Annotated in this window: 19 protein-coding genes and 1 pseudogene; 7 read left to right on the top strand and 13 right to left on the bottom strand. The window is 68.9% G+C overall.

Translation table 11 applies throughout. From position 1 onward, the window contains the following. Position 1 precedes the first annotated feature (1 nt). Together IG65_RS0102840 and IG65_RS0102835 are read left to right on the top strand one after the other, a co-directional pair. Positions 2 to 1,507: a DUF349 domain-containing protein gene (locus IG65_RS0102840; protein ID WP_030513227.1), complete on the top strand. Its 1,506-nt coding sequence runs from the start codon at positions 2 to 4 to the stop codon at positions 1,505 to 1,507. 91 nt (positions 1,508 to 1,598) lie between these two features. Continuing rightward, entirely contained in the window at positions 1,599 to 2,000 is a 402-nt protein-coding gene (locus tag IG65_RS0102835; RefSeq protein ID WP_030513226.1) for a nitroreductase family deazaflavin-dependent oxidoreductase, read from the top strand. A 12-nt stretch (positions 2,001 to 2,012) separates the two neighbouring features. Here IG65_RS0102835 and IG65_RS0102830 read toward each other — a convergent pair whose 3' ends face one another. Continuing rightward, positions 2,013 to 2,594 carry a hypothetical protein gene (locus IG65_RS0102830; RefSeq protein ID WP_030513225.1) on the bottom strand — a complete coding sequence of 194 codons (582 nt, stop codon included), beginning with the start codon at positions 2,592 to 2,594 and terminating at the stop codon, positions 2,013 to 2,015. A 138-nt stretch (positions 2,595 to 2,732) separates the two neighbouring features. Beyond that, positions 2,733 to 4,325 carry a tRNA (N6-isopentenyl adenosine(37)-C2)-methylthiotransferase MiaB gene (gene miaB / locus IG65_RS0102825; protein WP_051755237.1) on the bottom strand — a complete coding sequence of 531 codons (1,593 nt, stop codon included), beginning with the start codon at positions 4,323 to 4,325 and terminating at the stop codon, positions 2,733 to 2,735. A gap of 297 nt (positions 4,326 to 4,622) precedes the next feature. Here miaB and IG65_RS0102820 point away from each other — a divergent pair, with 297 nt between their 5' ends. The 4 genes from IG65_RS0102820 (at position 4,623) to IG65_RS0102805 (ending at position 7,921) form a co-directional block, all read left to right on the top strand. Then, positions 4,623 to 5,351 (top strand): amino acid ABC transporter ATP-binding protein, encoded by a 729-nt coding sequence (locus IG65_RS0102820; protein WP_030513223.1) that lies wholly within the window; start codon positions 4,623 to 4,625, stop codon positions 5,349 to 5,351. An 85-nt stretch (positions 5,352 to 5,436) separates the two neighbouring features. Next, on the top strand, positions 5,437 to 6,267 hold the full coding sequence (locus IG65_RS0102815) for a glutamate ABC transporter substrate-binding protein (RefSeq protein ID WP_030513222.1): 831 nt from the start codon (positions 5,437 to 5,439) through the stop codon (positions 6,265 to 6,267). Between the two features lie 65 nt (positions 6,268 to 6,332). After that, the gene (locus tag IG65_RS0102810) at positions 6,333 to 7,019 is read left to right on the top strand and encodes an amino acid ABC transporter permease (RefSeq protein ID WP_030513221.1); all 687 of its coding nucleotides are present in this window, start codon (positions 6,333 to 6,335) and stop codon (positions 7,017 to 7,019) included. Beyond that, positions 7,016 to 7,921 (top strand): amino acid ABC transporter permease, encoded by a 906-nt coding sequence (locus tag IG65_RS0102805; protein ID WP_030513220.1) that lies wholly within the window; start codon positions 7,016 to 7,018, stop codon positions 7,919 to 7,921. Before IG65_RS0102810 ends, IG65_RS0102805 begins: the two co-directional genes overlap by 4 nt. A 219-nt stretch (positions 7,922 to 8,140) precedes the next feature. On the opposite strand, the gene IG65_RS0102800 is transcribed toward IG65_RS0102805, so the two are convergent. The 5 genes and pseudogenes from IG65_RS0102800 to IG65_RS0102780 form a co-directional block, all read right to left on the bottom strand. Continuing rightward, on the bottom strand, positions 8,141 to 8,341 hold the full coding sequence (locus IG65_RS0102800; RefSeq protein ID WP_030513219.1) for a DUF6186 family protein: 201 nt from the start codon (positions 8,339 to 8,341) through the stop codon (positions 8,141 to 8,143). Next, complete coding sequence (locus IG65_RS0102795) at positions 8,338 to 8,748, bottom strand: hypothetical protein (RefSeq protein WP_030513218.1); 411 nt, start codon at positions 8,746 to 8,748, stop codon at positions 8,338 to 8,340. The genes IG65_RS0102800 and IG65_RS0102795 overlap by 4 nt, the downstream gene beginning before the upstream one ends. Before the next feature lie 643 nt (positions 8,749 to 9,391). Further along, positions 9,392 to 10,024: pseudogene (gene recX, locus IG65_RS36630) on the bottom strand (recombination regulator RecX); the annotation flags it as partial. Positions 10,025 to 10,864: 840 nt separating this feature from the next. Beyond that, on the bottom strand, positions 10,865 to 11,908 hold the full coding sequence (recA, locus tag IG65_RS0102785; protein ID WP_030513216.1) for a recombinase RecA: 1,044 nt from the start codon (positions 11,906 to 11,908) through the stop codon (positions 10,865 to 10,867). 217 nt (positions 11,909 to 12,125) lie between these two features. Further along, positions 12,126 to 13,160: an Lrp/AsnC family transcriptional regulator gene (locus IG65_RS0102780; RefSeq protein ID WP_036522758.1), complete on the bottom strand. Its 1,035-nt coding sequence runs from the start codon at positions 13,158 to 13,160 to the stop codon at positions 12,126 to 12,128. Positions 13,161 to 13,256: 96 nt separating this feature from the next. On the opposite strand from IG65_RS0102780, the gene IG65_RS0102775 reads away from it, so the two are divergent. Then, positions 13,257 to 14,666: an MFS transporter gene (locus tag IG65_RS0102775; protein ID WP_030513214.1), complete on the top strand. Its 1,410-nt coding sequence runs from the start codon at positions 13,257 to 13,259 to the stop codon at positions 14,664 to 14,666. Between the two features lie 30 nt (positions 14,667 to 14,696). On the opposite strand, the gene IG65_RS0102770 is transcribed toward IG65_RS0102775, so the two are convergent. The 6 genes from IG65_RS0102770 to IG65_RS0102745 form a co-directional block, all read right to left on the bottom strand. Next, a complete protein-coding gene (locus tag IG65_RS0102770; RefSeq protein WP_030513213.1) occupies positions 14,697 to 15,170 on the bottom strand; it encodes a nuclear transport factor 2 family protein in 474 nt (157 codons plus the stop codon). 67 nt (positions 15,171 to 15,237) lie between these two features. After that, complete coding sequence (locus IG65_RS0102765; protein WP_030513212.1) at positions 15,238 to 15,432, bottom strand: DUF3046 domain-containing protein; 195 nt, start codon at positions 15,430 to 15,432, stop codon at positions 15,238 to 15,240. Positions 15,433 to 15,478: 46 nt separating this feature from the next. Continuing rightward, positions 15,479 to 16,642, bottom strand: coding sequence for a glycosyltransferase (locus IG65_RS0102760; RefSeq protein ID WP_030513211.1), 1,164 nt, complete (start codon positions 16,640 to 16,642; stop codon positions 15,479 to 15,481). A gap of 108 nt (positions 16,643 to 16,750) precedes the next feature. After that, positions 16,751 to 17,461: a PIG-L deacetylase family protein gene (locus IG65_RS0102755; protein ID WP_030513210.1), complete on the bottom strand. Its 711-nt coding sequence runs from the start codon at positions 17,459 to 17,461 to the stop codon at positions 16,751 to 16,753. A gap of 158 nt (positions 17,462 to 17,619) precedes the next feature. Continuing rightward, entirely contained in the window at positions 17,620 to 17,793 is a 174-nt protein-coding gene (locus IG65_RS38350) for a hypothetical protein (RefSeq protein ID WP_030513209.1), read from the bottom strand. 204 nt (positions 17,794 to 17,997) lie between these two features. Next, on the bottom strand, positions 17,998 to 18,795 hold the full coding sequence (locus IG65_RS0102745; protein ID WP_156055464.1) for a hypothetical protein: 798 nt from the start codon (positions 18,793 to 18,795) through the stop codon (positions 17,998 to 18,000). Positions 18,796 to 19,118: the final 323 nt, after the last annotated feature.

The following is a 19,118-nucleotide window of genomic DNA, read 5'->3' as shown; positions in this document are numbered from 1 at the left end:
GATGACCGACAACAGCGGAACCGAGAAGGCAGTGCATCCGGAAACCGGCGCGGCGCAGCAGTCCAGCAATCCCGCCGCGAAGCGTCCGACTCCGGCCGATGCCGCCCCGAAGCCCGGCGCGGCGCCACGCCCGGGAGTACCCAAGCCGGGGGCGCCCAAACCCTCCGCGGCGCGAGCCGAACCGGCGGCGAAACCGGCGGCGACGCACCACGTCAAACCAGCTCCCGTCCCCGGCCCCGCCCATGAGCATCCGCATCCGGTGGTCGTGCCGACCGTCAGCGATCCCAGCGAATGGGGCCGGGTCGACGACGACGGCACCGCCTGGGTCAAAACCGCCGGCGGCGAACGCGTCGTCGGCTCGTGGCAGGCCGGTGACGCCGCCGAGGGCCTGGCGCATTTCGGGCGACGCTTCGACGATCTGGCCACCGAGGTCGCGCTGCTCGAGGCTCGCCTCGCGGCCGGCACGGACGCCCGCAAGACCAAGGCCGCGGCCGTCGCGCTCGCCGAATCCCTGCCCACCGCGGCGGTGATCGGCGATGTGGACGGTCTGGCGCAGCGTTTGCAAGCAATCATCGAACATTCCGACGAGGCGGCCGCCCACGCCAAGGAGGAGAAGGAACGCACCCGGCACGAGCACACCGAGCGCAAGGAGGCGCTGTGCGCGGAGGCCGAGCAGATCGCCGCCGAATCCACCCAGTGGAAGGCGGCCGGTGACCGGCTGCGTGAAATCCTCGAGGAGTGGAAGTCCATCCGCGGCGTGGACCGCAAGGTCGACGACGCGCTGTGGCGGCGCTTCTCCAAGGCGCGCGAGGCGTTCAACCGCCGCCGGGGCGCGCACTTCGCCGAACTCGATCGCGAACGCGCCGCCGCGAAGGCACGCAAAGAGGAACTGTGCGCGCGGGCCGAGGAGCTGTCCGATTCCACCGACTGGGTGGGCACCGCCGCGGTCTTCCGGGATCTGCTGACCGAGTGGAAGGCGGCCGGGCGCGCCCCCCGCGAGGCCGACGAGCAGTTGTGGCGGCGCTTCAAGAGCGCCCAGGACGTCTTCTTCGCCGCGCGCAACGCCGCCGCCTCCGAACGCGATGCCGAATTCGGGCAGAACGCGGCGGCCAAGGAGGAACTGCTGCGCCACTACGAGGACCGCATCCCCGAGCACATCGAACCCGATTCCGCGACACTGGATTCCGCGCGTGCCGCCCTGCGCGAATTGCAGGAGCGGTGGGATGCGATCGGCAAGGTGCCGCGCGAGCGCATGCACGAACTCGAGGGCAAACTGCGGGCGCTGGAGAAGCGGGTACGCGAGGCGGTGGACGCCCAGTGGCGGCGTACCGATCCCGAGGCGATGGCTCGCGCGGCGCAGTTCCGCGAGCGGGTCGCCCAGTTCGAGGAGCAGGCGGCCAAGGCCGAGGCGGCGGGCCGCACCCGCGATGCCGAGAAGGCGCTCGAGCAGGCCAAGCAATGGCGTGAATGGGCGGATGCCGCCGAGGGTGCGGTCAGCCGGCGCTGAGCCGTTCGTTCGCCGACCGGCGGTGTCGAGTTCGCCGCCGACCGGCCGGTGCGCGCCGCCGCCGCGCAGCAATCTCGACGAGGAGCCGACCATGGATGTCCGCGAGATCAATCGAGGCGTCATCGAGCAGTTCCGCGCCGGTGGCCCGATCGAGGGGATGCACCGGGATCGTCTGGTGCTTCTCACCACCACCGGCCGGCGGTCGGGGACGCCGCACACCACGCCGATGATGTTCCATCCCGACGGCGACCGGTTGCTCGTCGTCGCCTCGAACGTGGGCGCCCTGCAACATCCGGACTGGTATCTGAACCTCGTCGCCGATCCGGCGGTGACGGTCGAGGTCGACCGGGAGACCTATCCGGCCACCGCGGTACCGCTGCAGGGCGCCGACTACGACCGGGCGTGGACGGAGCTCACCGCGTTGTATCCGTTCTTCGCCGACCACGCGAAGAAGACCGAGCGCACCATCCCCGTGGTGGCGCTGCAACGCTGAGCGCCGGACCGGCTACTTGTCGTCGCCGAACAGCCGGCGCCGGTCCTGCTCTTCCTTTTCGGCGGCCGCGATGCGCCGGCGCTCTTCGGCCTCGAGCTGGAGCGCGGTCCGGCTCCACACCACGCGGATCCAGTGGAAGGTCAGCACCACGATCCCGATCGTGGCCAGAATCAGTCCGATGCCCGGTCCGGCGCCGTGGTAGTTGCCGAGGCCGGGGGTCTGGCGGTGCCAGATCGAGAGCACCCCGAAGACGCTGCCCACCGCGGATCCGGCGACCGCGACCCATGCCAGCGCCCAGCGGCGGGTGACCAGCGCCAGCGACGAGAACCCGATCCCGAAGATCACCACGAACCATTCGAAGACCCGCGACGGCAGCCCGATGTGCTCGGCCTGCGCGTGGTTGTCGAAGGCCAGCACATCCAGGCCGCGGGCGGCGCCGGCATGCGGCAGGATCAGCGACAGCAGCAGGACGAACACCGCGATCGCGACGACCATCGCTCGCGTCCCGGGATCGATCTCGCCGGCGATCTTGCGTTCGACGGCCTCGAGGTCGCCGCGGAACTGCTCGAAGACCTTCGACTCTGCGGGGTTCATGCTCTCCTCATTCGGCTCGGTCGCATCGTTCGGCTGCTGCGCCGGTGGCTGGTGCGGGTGCTGCGGCGCGGACGCGTCACCGGATCGCTCCGGCGTGGCGTCGCGATCGGCATCCTCGTTCCCGCGTTCGGCCATCGGTCACGCCTCGCATCCGGTGTCACAACCGGCGGCCGCCGGCAGAGTCTCCGGGGCACCGATCCGCGGCAATCCGAGGCCCACCCCGATCGGTGCGGTCTTCGGCAGTACACCGCGTTCGTGCGCATCGCCGGCGCGGGTGCGGCGGTGGGTGTGGACCGGGCTGTCGGCGATGAGGTGGTGGGGCGCCGCCTCGGTGATGTCGACGGTGACGATATCGCCGGGCCGGATCGCCGCGTCGCCGGGCCGGAAGTGCACCAGCCGGCCGTCGCGCGCCCGGCCGCTCATCCGCGCGGTCGCCGCGTTCTTCTTACCGGCGCCCTCGGCGACCAGCAGTTCGACCTCGGTGCCGATCAGCGCGCGATTGGCTTCCAGCGAGATCTGTTCCTGCAGTTCGATCAGCCGGTCGTAGCGCTCCTGGACCACCGCCTTGGGCACCTGATCCGCCATGGTGGCCGCGGGCGTGCCGGGACGGATCGAATACTGGAAGGTGAAGGCGCTGGTGAACCGCGCCTGCCGGACCACGTCCAGGGTCTCCTGGAAATCCTCCTCGGTCTCGCCGGGGAAGCCGACGATGATGTCGGTGGTGATCGCGGCGTGCGGCATCGCGGCCCGCACCTTCTCGATGATGCCGAGGTAGCGATCCTTGCGGTAGGACCGGCGCATCGCCTTGAGCACGCGGTCCGAACCCGATTGCAGCGGCATGTGCAGCTGCGGGCACACGTTCGGAGTCTGCGCCATCGCCTCGATGACGTCGTCGGTGAATTCCGCCGGATGCGGCGAGGTGAAACGCACCCGCTCGAGCCCGTCGATGCTGCCGCAGGCGCGCAGCAATTTCGCGAAGGCGCCGCGGTCCCGGTGTTCGGGTGCGAAATCGGCCGGATGTCCTTGCGGCAGTGCGGGTTCGGCGAAGTTCACCCCGTAGGAGTTGACGTTCTGCCCGAGCAGCGTCACCTCGAGCACACCCTGATCCACCAGCGCCTGCACCTCGGCCAGCACATCGCCCGGCCGCCGGTCGACCTCTTTGCCGCGCAGCGAGGGCACGATGCAGAACGTGCAGGTGTTGTTGCAGCCCACCGAGATCGACACCCAGCCGGCGTAGGCGGATTCGCGACGAGCCGGCAGCGTGGACGGGAACGCCTCCAGCGATTCCAGGATTTCGACCTGCGCCTGCTCGTTGTGGCGGGCGCGCTCGAGCAGCACCGGCAGCGACCCGATGTTGTGGGTGCCGAAGACGACATCGACCCAGGGCGCCTTGCGCACGACGGTGTCGCGGTCCTTCTGCGCCAGGCAGCCGCCGACCGCGATCTGCATACCGGGCCGCTCGGCCTTGATCGGCGCCAGATGTCCGAGCGTTCCGTACAGCTTGTTGTCGGCGTTCTCGCGCACCGCGCAGGTGTTGAACACCACCAGATCGGCGGTCTGCCCGCCCGTCGCCTTGGTGTATCCGGCGTCCTCGAGCAGGCCCGACAGCCGTTCGGAGTCGTGCACGTTCATCTGGCAGCCGTAGGTGCGCACCTCGTAGGTCCGCGGGGACTGCGGATCGGTGGCCGAACCGGGGGCGCGTCCCGCAGCCGAATGCGCTGCAACCTGCATGGACGAATTCACGGGTCCAGGGTAGACGCTGCGCGAAATCGGACGCCCACCCCGGTCGCCCGCGACCGGTCCGCGGTGACGCCGGTCACGCGGGCGGGTGCCCAGGTCACCACCGGGTTAAGCGCAGGCGGCGACGGCGCGACGCACGCGCCAAAAGTGCGCATTTCGCGCAGGACCGCTCTAGGGTCGACTGTCATGACCGATGCTGCCGACGCAACACCCGGCACCGCCAGCGCTGGGAACACCTCCGATCCGGTCGCGGCCGAGGCATCCGCGGGAACCGCGACCGTTCCGCCGATGATCTCGATCCGCAACGTGGACAAGCATTTCGGTGATCTGCATGTGCTGCGCGATGTGAATCTGGAGGTGCCGCGGGGGCAGGTGGTGATCGTGCTCGGCCCCTCCGGGTCGGGCAAATCCACGTTGTGCCGCACCGTCAATCGGCTCGAGCCGATCGATTCCGGCACCATCGCCGTCGACGGTGTCGAGCTTCCGGCCGAGGGCCGCGCACTGGCGAAGTTGCGCGCCGACGTGGGCATGGTGTTCCAGTCGTTCAATCTGTTCGCACACAAGACGATCCTGGACAATGTCGTGCTCGGGCCGGTCAAGGTGCGCCGCATCGACAAGAAGCAGGCCCGCGCGCGGGCACTGGAACTGCTCGAGCGGGTCGGCATCGCCGATCAGGCCGACAAGTATCCGGCGCAGCTGTCGGGCGGTCAGCAGCAGCGCGTGGCCATCGCCCGGGCGTTGGCGATGAATCCGAAGGTGATGCTGTTCGACGAGCCCACCTCGGCCCTGGATCCGGAAATGGTCAACGAGGTGCTGGAGGTGATGGTCGCATTGGCCAAGGAGGGCATGACGATGCTGGTGGTCACGCACGAGATGGGATTCGCCCGCCGCGCCGGAGACCGGGTGCTGTTCATGGCCGACGGCCGGATCGTCGAGGACGCGGCGCCCGAAACCTTCTTCACCGCACCCGCTTCCGAGCGTGCCAAGGATTTCCTGGGCAAAATCTTGAGCCATTGATCGCACTGCACGACCGCGGCGGGATCGATGACCGGCCCGCGCACCGCGGAGGACCCTTCACACTTCACGAGAGAGAAGGCATTCGATGAGGATCACCCGAGCGCTGCGGTTCGGCATCGGCGCGCTGGCCATCGCGGTCGTCGCGACCGGATGCGGCGGCGGCAGCAACAAGACCGCCACCGAACACGCGTCGGAAGGCAAACTCACCATCGGCATCAAATTCGATCAGCCGGGTCTGGGCCTGCGCAATCGGGACGGGTCGTTCTCCGGATTCGATGTGGACGTGGCGACCTACGTCGCCGGAAAGCTCGGCGTGAGCCCGGACAAGATCACCTTCAAGGAGGCTCCCTCCGCGCAACGCGAGACGCTGATCCAGAACGGGCAGGTCGATTATGTGGTCGCCACCTATTCGATCACCGATCAGCGCAAGCAGAAGGTCGACTTCGCCGGGCCGTATTACGTTGCGGGCCAATCCTTGCTGGTGCGCGCCGACAACACCGATATCACCGGCCCGGAATCGCTGAAGGGCGGCAAGAAACTCTGCTCGGTGAAGGGATCCACACCGGCGCAGAACATTCAGAAGAATTTCGCCAACGATGTGCAGCTGCAGGAATACGACACCTATTCGCTGTGCGTGGAGGCGCTGAAATCCGGGGCGGTGGACGCGGTCACCACCGACAACATCATTCTGGCCGGTTACGCCGCGCAATCTCCGGGCCAGTTGAAGGTGGTCGGGCAGCCGTTCACGACCGAGAACTACGGCATCGGCCTGAAGAAGGGCGACAAGGAGTCTCGCGACAAGATCAACGATGCGATCGAGTCGATGATCAACGACGGCTCCTGGAAAGCGTCGCTGGAGAAGAACTTCGGCAATACCTTCCCGATCCCGTCGCCGCCGCAGGTCGACCGCTACTGATTCGGCGCGGGTTCCGGCCGCCCGGAACCCTGTCCGGCACAGAGAAGTAGGAGGGCGCGTCCACCGTGTTCGACTTGATCTCCCGATACGACAATCAGCTGTGGGACGCCTTCTGGGTAACCATCAAACTGACCGTGTTCTCCGCCGTCGGGGCGCTGATCATCGGCACCCTGGTGGCGGCGATGCGGGTGTCGCCGATTCCGGTGGCGCGGTGGATCGGTACCGCGTATGTGACCGTGTTCCGCAATACTCCGCTCACGTTGATCCTGGTGTTCTGCTCACTCGGTCTCTACACGACCCTGGGCATCAAACTCGCGAGTGAGAGTTCGGGGCTGGATTTCCTGCCCACCAACAACTTTCGTTTCGCCGTCCTCGGCTTGAGCGTGTACACGGCGTCGTTCGTGTGTGAATCGCTGCGCGCGGGTATCAACACCGTGCCGCTGGGGCAGTCCGAGGCGGGACGGTCACTGGGCTTGACCTTCGGTCAGAATCTGCGACATGTGGTGTTGCCGCAGGCGTTCCGGTCGGTGATCGCGCCACTGGGCAGCGTATTGATCGCGCTGACGAAGAATTCCACGATCGCGTCGGCGATCGGCGTGGCCGAGGCGGCGGCACTGATGGCCTCCATGAACGAGACCGAGGCCGACATTCTCGCCATCGGCGCGATCTTCGCCCTCGGCTTCGTCATTCTCACGCTGCCCACCGGATTGCTGTTCGGCTGGCTGGCCAAGCGATTCGAGGTGAAGCGATGAGTGCGAATGCCTCGGTCCTCTACGACGTCCCCGGCCCGAAGGCGCGCCGGCGGCATGCGCTGTATTCGGTGCTGGTGCTGGCGGTCCTGGTGGTGCTCGGCTGGCTGGTGTGGCGGGCGTTCGACGAGAAGGGCCAGCTCACCGCCGAGAAGTGGAAGCCGTTCGTAGAGTCGGAAGTCTGGCAGACCTACATCCTGCCCGGCTTGCGCGGCACCGTGGTGGCCGCCGCGCTGGCGATCGTGTTCGCGATGGTGATCGGCGTGGTCTTCGGCTTGCTGCGCATGTCCGATCATCGCGTCGTGCGGTGGGTGGCGGGAGTGATCGTCGAGGTGGCCCGGGCCATTCCGGTGCTGATCCTGATGATCTTCCTCTACAACTGGTTCGCCAAGGACAATCTGTTCGCCTCCGATCAGCTGACGCTGGCGGCCGTGGTGATCGCGCTGACCGTGTACAACGGGTCGGTGATCGCCGAGATCGTGCGCTCGGGCATTCGGTCGCTGCCGCGCGGCCAGACCGAGGCGGCCCAGGCGCTGGGATTGCGCAAGGGTCAGATGATGCGGATCATCCTGCTGCCGCAGGCGGTGACGGCGATGCTGCCGGCGCTGATCTCGCAGATGGTGGTGGCGCTCAAGGACACCGCGCTCGGCTACCAGATCACCTATCAGGAAATCGTGCGCCAGGGGCAGCAGCTGGGCGCGGCCGAGCAGAACACCGTGCCGGCGCTGATCGTGGTCGCCGTCATCATGATCGCCCTGAACTGGGCGCTGACCTTCCTCGCCACCAGGGTGGAGCAGCGGTTGCGATCGCGGCGCCGAGGGCGGACGGTGCTGGGTGTGAATTCGGTGCTCACCGATGCCGCGCCGGGCGTGGATATGTCGCTGAGCCGGACCACCGCGCGGTAACCGGGCAGTTCGGCGAACGCGGCGGATTCGGGCGCGCAGGCTGGGCAGGGCGGCGGTGTCGACGTCCTCCGCGGGACGAGTTGCGCTCGCACCGAGCACAACCCTCGCACCCGCCGGCTCGATGGTCGATCCTGGACGCGCACCGCCCCGGTCGCCGGGCCACGCCACTCGCGGCGACCGGGGATGGGTGTCCAATCGGCCGCTGCACCTCCCTGCCCACTATCTGGCCAGGAAATGCCAACCGAGCCACGCCCACAGGATTACCGCGACGATGCGGGCGGTTCGGGTGCGGGTCAGATAGCGCACGGTGGCGCCGAGGCCGGCGAACGACATGCGGCGCCGATGTGCCACCACCGCCATGCTGACCGCGATGACGGCCAGAACTGCGAATCCCGTGATCACGAGGGCGCGATCGGTCATTTCCGCACCAGCCACCATCCGGCCCCCAACCAGATCAGCCATCCGAGGAAGCGACCCGGCCCAGCCTCCAGCGCGGGGCTGAGCAGGGTCGACAGGGTCGGATGGGCAGCGTCCGGGACGAGCAGTGCGGGCTGGGACAGCCAGGCATACAGTTCCCACGCCAGTACGGCTGCGAACAGGATCGGCCACACCACCACCCCGCGCCGAACCGCCGGCGTGAGCGACATTCGTCGTGTCCCGACCCGAAGGGCACCGGCGGCGACCACGACTGCCACACCGGCGACCAGCGCCGTCGCGGCAACGCCGAACGGACGGGTGAACGACCCCGCCACCGCCAGCCCCACCCAGACGGCGACCGCCCCGACGCGTCGGCGCCTGCTGCCGCCGCCCCGCACGTCGGTGGTCATCAGCGCAGCATAGGGCCTACGCCGGACACCGGTCGAGTCACGCGGGCGGGTAACCCTGCGCGAGTTCGGCGCGCACGGCGGCGTAGGCGACCGACTGCCGGTATCCCTGGCGGGCGAGCATGCCGACGAGGCGGTTGACCACCTTGTCCTCAGAGAGGTTGCGCGGCAGGGTGCGCATTTTGCGGCGCACCAGTTCCGCTGCTCGCTCCGCGTCGTCGTGGCCGGAATCCGCCGCTACCGCATCCGTGCCGGCGCTCTCCTCGGTATCGCCGACGGAGTTCTCGGTCCGGTTCGGCTGTGCGGCAAAGGATTGCGCGGCCGCGGACATTTCATCCTTCACCACGGCATACGCCATGGACTGCGGGTAACCGCGGCGGGCGAGCATGCCCACCAGCCGCGCGGTTGCCTTGTCCCGCGGTACGTCGCGCGACAGCGTTGCGAGCTTTTTCCGCACCAACTCTGCGGCGTGCTCGGCGTCGTCGGGCCCGGACTTCCGCGACACCGCCCCGGTCCCGCCGAGCCCGGCCCCTCCGCCGTCCCGGCCCTTCGGCGAATGATGTTCCGCTGCAAGAGGCCCGGCACCGTCGGCGGGTTCGTCGTCCGCGACGTGATCTGTGTGGTCGAAACCGTCGGGGCCACTGCTCGACGTGGCGGCCGCGGCGAGTTCGTCCTTGACCACCGCGTAGGCCATGGACTGGTTGTAGCCGCGGCGGGCGAGCATGCTCACCAGCCGGTTGGTCCTCTTGTCGGTGGGGAGATCCGACGGCAGGGTGGTGAGTTTGCGGCGGACCAGTTCGGCGGCGCGGGCGCTCTCGTCGGCCGGGGTGATGGCGGCCAGCGCGGGCCCGGCGTCAGCGTCGGACACCCCTTTACGTCGAAGTTCTTGCGCAAGAACCTTTTTCCCCTTGCCGGAGAAGGTGTGGCGGGAATGCACCCACTGTTCGGCGAAGGCGGCATCGTCGATCAGCCCGACCTCGGCGAGGCGGTTCAGTGCCCGCTCGGCGACCTCGGGCGCGAACCCCTTGGCCGCCAGTTTGTCCGCCAGTTCGGCGTGGCTGCGCGCCCGATCGGTGAGCAAGCGCAGGCAAATGTCCTTGGCCTGCGCCTCGGTCCCCGCCTTCGGTGCAGCGGATTGCGCGGCGTCGGAACGCTTCCCGCCGTCGGTGCCGGATCGACGCCGCGAACCCCGGTGCTCTCCCCTGTCGCCGCCGTCCCCGCGTGACCGTTTTCTCGAGCCGCGGTCGTCCGCCCCGTCATCCGACCGGGGGTCCGCCACGGGGCCGTCGCCCGGAACAAACGAGCCGTTGTCGCCACCCTTCGAGTGCCCCTCCGCCCGGTGAGCGCGGCCATGCCGACGATCTCCGTCGCCACGCTCGCCCCACCCGCGCTGCAGCGCGTCGACCTCGGCCTGCAGTGCGCGAATTCGATTGCGCACCTGGGAGTCTTGTGTCGCAGAGCCATCACCGAATCGACCGGAGGTCGCGGCTTCGACACTCGACCGCATCCGCCCCTCAGGCTCGGAACCGTCCCGCCCCTCGAGCCCACCACGACGCCCAGCGTCGGGCTCGGAACCGGACGAAACCTCCGGCTCATCACGCCAAAACTCGGGCTCGGAGCCGCAGCGAACTTCAGGCCCACCATGAGACCGAGCCTGGGTCTCGGAGCCGGAGCGAACTTCGCGTCCACCACGAGATCGACCGTCGGACTGAGAACCAGAGCGAACCTCCGGCCCACCACCACGCCGAACCTCGGACTCGGAACCGGACCGAATCTCCGGCTCGATGCGGGGCGGAAGCTCGGGCTCGAATACCGGCCGGTCGACGGGGCCGGATGTGCCCGTGGCATCGACCGAATCATGCTGGGCCACCGGGCCGTCGTCGGAACGCCATACACCGGTGGGCGAATCCCCCGCGTCCTGCTTCGATCGCCGGCGACGGGGCGAACCGCCCTGTCGGCGAACGGGTTTCGGCCACGACTCGTCGTCCGGGTCGCCACTGCGTCGGGAGCGGGAGTCGATGTCTTCCAGTTGCCGCCGCAGGCGTTCGACGGCGTCGAGCCGAGAGGCGCCAGGGTCCGGGAGGGGTGTGGACCCCGGCGCTTCCCGGTGCGGCATCGGTTAGAAGTCGACGGGCGCCTCGGCACCCGCGTCTGCGGTGACGTCGGCACCGATGCCGAGCTTCTCCTTGATCTTCTTCTCGATCTCGTCGCGCACGTCCTTGTTCTCCAGCAGGAACTTGCGGGCGTTCTCCTTGCCCTGGCCGAGCTGATCGCCCTCGTAGGTGTACCAGGAGCCGGACTTGCGGATGAAACCCTGATCGACACCCATATCGATGATCGAGCCCTCCTTGGAGATGCCGACACCGTAGAGGATGTCGAATTCGGCCTGCTTGAACGGCGGCGACACCTTGTTCTTGACGACCTTGACGCGAGTGCGGTTACCCACCGCATCGCTGCCGTCCTTCAGCGTCTCGATGCGGCGCACATCCAGACGCACGGAGGCGTAGAACTTCAATGCCTTACCACCCGTGGTGGTTTCGGGCGAGCCGAACATTACGCCGATCTTCTCGCGCAGCTGGTTGATGAAGATGGCGGTGGTGCCGGAGTTGTTGAGCGCACTGGTCATCTTGCGCAGCGCCTGGCTCATCAGGCGGGCCTGCAGGCCGACGTGGCTGTCGCCCATCTCGCCCTCGATTTCCGCGCGCGGTACCAGCGCCGCGACGGAGTCGATGACGATGATGTCCAGCGCGCCGGAGCGCACAAGCATGTCGGCGATCTCCAGCGCCTGCTCACCGGTGTCGGGCTGCGACACCAGCAGGGCGTCGGTGTCGACACCGAGTTTGCGGGCGTATTCCGGATCCAGCGCGTGCTCGGCGTCGATGAAGGCCGCGAGTCCGCCGTTGGCCTGCGCGTTGGCGATGGCGTGCAGAGCGACCGTGGTCTTACCGGAGGATTCCGGACCGTAGATCTCCACGACGCGGCCACGCGGCAGACCGCCGATGCCCAGCGCCACATCCAGCGCGATCGAACCCGTCGGAATGACCGAGATGGGCTGATGCGCCTCCTCGCCCAGGCGCATGATCGCGCCCTTACCGAAGCTCTTCTCGACCTGCGCCAGAGCGAGCTCGAGCGCCTTGTCGCGGTCGTAGGCCTGTGGTGCCATCGTCTGTTCCCCTTCTGACGGGTAAGTCTCGTTGTGTGGTTGGCGCCCACGGTAGAGGGCGGCACCGACAAGTTCTGACGGCAAGCTTAGACGAACACGTGTTCGAGGCAAGCGACGCGCCCGCCGACACGCACGGCAGCCGCACAGCCGCACCCCGTTCCCGGCAATCGCCGCGCTATCCGGCCGGTCATGCGGCCTCGATCCGGCCGTGTCCTCGTCATCGAGTCGCCGTCGGCACCACCGCGATCCGGTCGGTCTGCATCAACGCCTGCGCCTGTTTCAGCATCCGCAGCGTCGGGGTGACCTCGACGTCGACGATCCCGTCCAGAGCCCCCAGCCGCTCGGTGAGGTAGCGGTACAGGTGCGAACTGTCGCGGCAGACGATGGAGGCGACCAGATTGGTGGGCCCGGTGGTCGCCGCGACGAACGCCGTCTCCGAATGGGTGGCGATCGCCCGGCCGACGGCGTCGAGCTCGGCCGGGCTCGTCCGCACCCACAGCGAGGCCCGCACCGCGTATCCCATGCGCTCGACGGCGAAATCGAGATCGAAATACAGCACGCCCGCCGCCGCCAGCTCGGACATCCGCCGCGCGACCCGGGTCGGGCTCCAGCCGGTTTCGGCCGCCAGCCGGGCATAGGAGGCACGCCCGTCGCGGGCCAGCAGCGCGAGCATCGCCTCGTCGGCCGCGGACAGGTCCATCGGCGCGTCGGGTCCACGCTGATCGTTCATCGCGGGCCGCGGTCCCAGCTGCCGCAGCTGTTCGGCGGTCAGCAAGCGGCTGTAGCGCGGCCACTCCTCCGCCAGCGGAAACCGGTGGATGATCTCGTAGGCCATCAACCCGGTGACCTGGCTGGCCCGCGGAAGAACGTTGAGCAGCAACGCGTCTCGCTGTTCGATCGAGCGCGGGCGGCTCACACAGGTGACCTCCGAACCGGTCGACAGCAGCGCCACCCAGCTCACATCCGGCAGCCGCGCCAGCGATTCGGCCAGTCGCAGCGCCTTGTCCGGGGTGGACCGCACCCGCAGCATCCAGCGCGTATTCCCCAGCGGCATAGCGTTGACCTGGCCGGAGACGTGCAGGATGCCGCGTTGACGCATCGATCGATAGCGGCGGGCCACGGTTTGTTCGGAGACACCGAGGATCGCGCCGAGGGTGGCGAACGGGATGCGGGCATCGGTGACCAGGCCGTGCACGATCTGCTTGTCGAGCGTATCGAGAACGGAGGATTCGAGTTCGTCTTCGGGGTTCACAGGCGGAATCTCACATCGACGGCCGGATAGCTGGATGGTTATTCAAACATCTCGCACGCTTGGCGTCGATATCGTTCGCACTACCCGGAGGTCGCCATGCGGAAATGGCTCCCCTTGTTCGCGGCGTGCCTCGGCACGCTCATGCTGCTCATCGACGTAACGATCGTCAACGTCGCCCTCCCGGACATCGCCGCCGATCTCGGCACCGGACTGTCGGGGTTGCAATGGGTCGTCGACGGCTACGCGCTGGGCCTGGCGGCACTGCTGCTGGTGCTGGGCTCGTTCGCCGACCGGTTCGGCGCCAAACCCACCTATCTCGCGGGTCTGGCGATATTCGCGGCCGCCTCTCTGGCCTGCGGACTGGCTCAGTCCTCGGCCCTGCTGGTGGCCGCGCGGGCCGTGCAGGGAGTGGGCGGTGCGGCCATGTTCGCGACCACCCTGTCGCTGCTGCACGCCACCTACACCGGCCGCGATCGCGGCACCGCGTTCGGTGCCTGGGGTGCGGTCGCCGGGGCGGCCGCCGGCATCGGTGTGGTGCTCGGCGGGGTACTGACCGACCTGCTGTCGTGGCGGTGGATCTTCCTGGTGAACCTGCCGATCGCGGCGGTCACCATCGTGCTGTCGCTGTACGCCTTCGGCCCTTCGCCGCGCCGGCCAGGCCGTAGCGTGGACGTCGCCGGAATGGCCGCCTTCGCCATCGCGGCGACCGCGCTGACCTACGGCATCATCCGGGGCGGGGAAGACGGGTGGGGCGACGGCGCGGCAGTCGGCACACTGATCCTCGGCGCGATCGCGCTCGCCGGCTTCGCTCTCGTCGAATCACGCAGCGCCACACCGATGTTCCCGCTCGCGCTGCTGCGCAACCGGGAATTCACGGCCACCCTGGTCGCGGCGGCGGGCTTCAATTTCGCCGCCTTCGCGAGCAGTCCCCTGATCTCGCTGTGGTTGCAGCAGCCGTTGCAGCTCAGCCCGCTGCGCGCCGGCCTGTCCATGCTGCCGATGGCGGCGACGGCGTTCGTGGTCTCGGGCGCGTTCGGGCGGTGGCTGCACGACGTGGCGCCCCGCTGGACCATCGGTGGTGGATTGGTGATCACCGGTATCGGGGCGGGCCTGCTCGGCGTGATCGACGCCGGATCCACCTGGAGCGCACTCCTTTTCGGCTACGTGGTGATCGGCATCGGCATCGGTGTGCTCGCGCCGCCGCTGGTGGCGGTCGCGATGGCCGCGGTGCCTCCGCAGCAGAGCGGCACCGCCGCCGGAGCGGTGAACACCGCCCGGCAGCTGGGCCTGGCCCTCGGTGTCGCGGTACTCGGCACGGTATTCCGCAGCTCGGCGGGCGAGGGCCGGATCACGGTGTCGCAGTTCGTGTCCGGGCTGGACGCCGCGGTCGCGGTGGCGGCGGGTGTGGGCATCGTTCTCGGCATCATCGCCTTCGCCCTGTTCCGCCCCCGTACCGGGACCGCCGAGCCGGCGGAGCCGGCTGCCGCCGAGATCCAGGTCGGCTGAATCGACGCCGATTCCCCGGAGAAAATGCGGTCACCCTTCGGATCCGAGCCCCGCCGGCAATCGCGGCGGGGTTCCCTGAGTCCAGGTGATGCGCAGCGAGGAGGCCCGGATCCGCCAGCCGTCGGCTGTGCGGACCAATTCGGTGTCGGCATGGCCCGCAGAGATGAACACCTCCTCGGAACCATCGGCGAGAACATGGGTGCTCAACTGAGCGCCGCGCGCCGTGGCGCGGTCGCCGTCGATCTCGATCACCGCGTTGGTTCCCAGGTGAACGGTCCGATCGAACAGCGCCATCCCACGCCGGATGTGCGCGAGTACGGCGTCGCGGCCGTGGACGGTGCCGATCGGCATCTCCGCGGTCGCGTCCTCGGTGTAGTAGGTGCGCGCCCACCGGTCGTCGAACACACCCTCGTCGAGCGAACGCAGATAGCGGTCCAGCAGGTCGGTTATCTCGGACCGGTCCAGTAGTTCCCGAATCCGGTTCTCGGTGATCTCGGTATCCATGCGACCACCCTGCAACCTCAAGCAAGCTCGAGGTCAAGGTCGCTGTGACGCAGCCGACGGCCGGCGATCACCAGCGGTTCTTCGGTACGTCGAATTCCGCACACAAGGCCCGCCAGACCTCGCGCGGGTCGATACCGTCCTCGATCGCCTGGGCGCCGGTACGGCCGTTCATCGAGGGCAGGACATGATCGGCCAGCAGCAGGTCGCCGCGGGCGACGCCGAATTCGGTATGCAAGAGTTCCTGAAATTCAGTCAACCGCACCGTGCCGAGGGTACCGGTCGCGCACGAACCGCCGGCGGGCGTGCGGTCAGCTCGCGCGAGCCCGATCCAGCGTGCGGTGACAGATGTCGATCGGATCGGCGACATCGGAGACGGTGGCAGCGGCCGCGGCGGCGGCCTTGCGATAGGACTCGTCGCCGAGAACCGTGTGCACCGCCGCGCGCAGCGACTCCGGGGTGAACGGCCGCACCAGCAGCGAACTCCCCTGGCGGACCGCACGATTGGCCAGTTCCCACTGATCCCCGCCGCCGGGCACCGTCACGATCGGCACACCGGCGAGCAGAGTTTTGGCCAGCAAGCCGTGTCCCCCGCCGCCGACCACCACGGCGGCGTGGCGCAACAGCTCGTCCTGCCGTCCCAGACCCGCCGTCGCCCACGGCGGAAGATCCGCCGGGGGCGTATCGAGCATCGAAATCGCCACGCGCACATCACTGTCCGCGAGCGCCTCCAACGCACCGGTCGCCAGATCACCGAACCCGCTCCGGGCGGTCGAGGGCGCGACCACCACCAGCGGCCGGTCACCGGGCGGCGGCGCCAGCACCTCCGAGGTCGGCTCCCACAACAGCGGCCCCACCACGTGCGCGGTCGCGGGCCAATCCGGCCGTTCGACCTCCAAAGCGGGCAGCGTGGCGATCAACCGCGCGTCCGGACCCGGATCCACTTCCGGCAGGCCCACACTCGCCCGGGCCGCTCCACGCTGGCGCTCACCGCGGGTGATCGCGCGCGCGGTCAGCCCGCGCAGCACCGTATCGCGCATCCGCCCACGCAGGCCCTCCCCCGGCGCGAGCCCACTGCCGATGGGCGGCAACGCTTTCGACGGCAGATACAGCGGATGCGGCGACAACTCGACCCACGGCACCCCCAGCCGCTCGGCGGCCATCCCACCGCCGGCGGTGAGCACATCCGAAACCACCAGCTCCGGGAGCATCGCACTGAGATCGGGGAGGATCTCCGAGGAGATATGCGCCGCGCGTTCGTGGATCCGCGCGCCGGCGTCGGCGTCGTCGTCCTGCGGGCGCGGCGCCAAACCCTTCAACCGCCGCACCGCGATGCCCGCGTCCCGCGCCGCATCGAACCAGCGCGGACTGGTGAACAACACCGGATCATCGCCCGCCTGAAGAAACCGCAGGCACAGCGCGATCGCCGGAAACGCATGACCCGGATCCGGACCCGCGACGACAGCCACTCGCATGCGCCCCACCCTGCCATACCCCCTCCCCACCCGATGCCGGGCGGGCACAGCTACCCGACGGTCATGAACGGCGACCGGGACGATCGTGGCCGCTCACAGTGCCGGCGATCAGTCGGCGAAGTGGTACAGCTCGAACCCGACCGCCCGCTCGGCATCGAAACCCGCCTGCGGTCCCGTGGCCCGATCCACGATGGCGCGGGCCTGATCCGCCACCGGCTCATCGCTCAGCGCGCTCAGATAGCGACTGTGCTGCATCAGCGAATCCACCGCCGCCCGAACGGTATCGGTGACATCCACCGCATGCGTCACCACCGGACCCACCACCGCCGCCCAGCGCGGCGTCCAGATCGGCAATTCGGCCAGCTCCGGGAAGATCCACTCGTTGCCCGCGTCCGAGATCGCGTCCAGCGCACTACGCCCCACCGCGCGATGATCGGCGCTGTTCGCATAACCCGGTGCCCAGGTGTCGCCGAAATTGAACAACACCACCATCTCCGGACGGTGCCGCCGGATCGCCGCGGCCAGATCGCGGCGCAACCCGAGCCCACCCTCGATCCGCCCGTCCGGATAGCCGAGAAACTCCACATCCTCGACCCCGACCGTGCGCGCCGACGCGATCTCCTCCTGCTTTCGCACCGGACCACACTCGGCCGGCGGCAGGCCCGCGATCCCGGCCTCACCGCTGGTCGCCAGCAGATACCGGATGTTCTTACCCTGCTTCGTCCAGCGCGCGACCGCGGCCGCGGCACCGTACTCGATATCGTCGGGATGGGCGACGATCACCAGACCGCGCTCCCAATCCTCGGGTAGCTCCAGCATTTGCCTCCGCTTCGCTCCGTCGGTCCACAATCGAGGCGGCCGAGAACCATGAACGTGCACCGCCCCGAAACGCTAACACGACTGGGTGCTCGGCTTCGCCGTCGCGAAACAGCAAGGGGCCGTTCGGTATTCGTACCGAACGGCCCTGGGTTGGCTCACTACAGTTTGGTGACCGTCGACTTGTTCGAGCCGGAGACGGCCTTGTACAGCAGGTACAGGCCGAAGACCACGACGCTGATCATCAGGATCGGGAACAACGCCTTGACCAGCGCGCCGATCACGATCAGCGCCAGCCACACGAGCGCGACGACGCCCAGAATCTTCCAGAACATGTCCATTCCTCCCGAAGGTTTCCGAACCGCCGTCAACGCGATCCGACTCCTCCATACTGTCAACTCGGCGCCGGAAAATCACCAGGTCACAACCGATATCCGGGAAATATCAGGGTGAACCCCTAGCCTGATCAGCCGCGAGGATCGGTCCGTGAACGGGGCGCCACCGGCCCCAGGGACCCGACGCCGCCCAGGCGCCCGCGCTCAGTGCCGGTCGGCCAGGTCGGTGAGCGCCTGAGCCCAGCCGTCCAGTCGGTCGGCCGCCTCGCGCAGGATGAACATGGCCCAGCCGAATTCGTCCGCCGGGGTCGGCGCTTCGCTCGCCCCGGCCGCCAGGATCTGACCGGCTGCGGCGACAAGCTGCTCGTATTCGGTCACGCCGGATTCCAGCCGGCCGACCATCGCGGCCGATTGCTGCCGCAATCCCGCCCCGGCATGGGACGTCGCAACCACCGCGAGCGCCTTCTCCATCGCCGCGATATCCCCGGCGAGAGCGTGCAGGGCGGCCGCGCCGGATGCCGCGGTCGCCACGGTGTCGGCGAAATCGTCGGCCGGGATTCGCCCGCTCGCCTCGATCTGACGGCCGAGGGCGTGAAAGGCGCGTTCCGCCCGGACCAACCTGGCGATGGGCGCCCGCGCCGCGGACTGCACTGCGGGCAGCCGCCGGGGTACGAACGCCGCGGGCGGCAAGGGGTTTCGACGCAACTCCAGGTATCGGCGGGTGCTCACCGCCGCGCCGGTCACCAGCGCGGCCGCACCACCACCGACCACGACAACCGCCCACACGGGCGCCGAGATCGCGACCAGTCCGGCCGTTCCCAGCGCGGTCACGCCCGAGGCCGCGCTCCAGCGGAGGCTGCGCCGCCGCACCCGCCGCCGGCGGCGAAGTTCCCGCTCCCGCGGGTCGGCCCACTTCCGGACCGCATGCAAGGCGAATTCCCCGGCGTCGCGCAGCGCGCCCGGAACCCGCCCGGCGCGTGCGAGCGGCTCCTCCGCGGCCACGGTGTGGGCGATGGGATCGCGAAACGCACCTCGGCCAGGCGAACGACGGCGCTCGCGCGCATTCCCACCGACTCCGCGTGATCCGGTGGGCGACCACGTGGGCCCGCTGTCCGGCTCACGGGTCTCGTGGTCGACGCCGTGAGCGCTCGGGTTGTCCGTGTCCGATGCGGGATCGACTATCGTTCGGCGGCCATCGGATTCGATATCGGCAGCCTTACCACGCCGACGAGACCGACGACCGGACGGCGCTACACGACGACCGCGCAGAATCTCGCGCGCCGCGCGGCGACGGGTGTTCACGTCTCGGCCCTCGGCCCGGGAGT

Origin of the sequence: Nocardia sp. NRRL WC-3656, assembly GCF_000720265.1 — a bacterium.
GTDB classification, from domain to species: domain Bacteria; phylum Actinomycetota; class Actinomycetes; order Mycobacteriales; family Mycobacteriaceae; genus Nocardia; species Nocardia nova.
The sequence above is the reverse complement of the archived record's forward strand: the minus strand, read 5'-3'. Positions and strand labels throughout refer to the sequence as shown.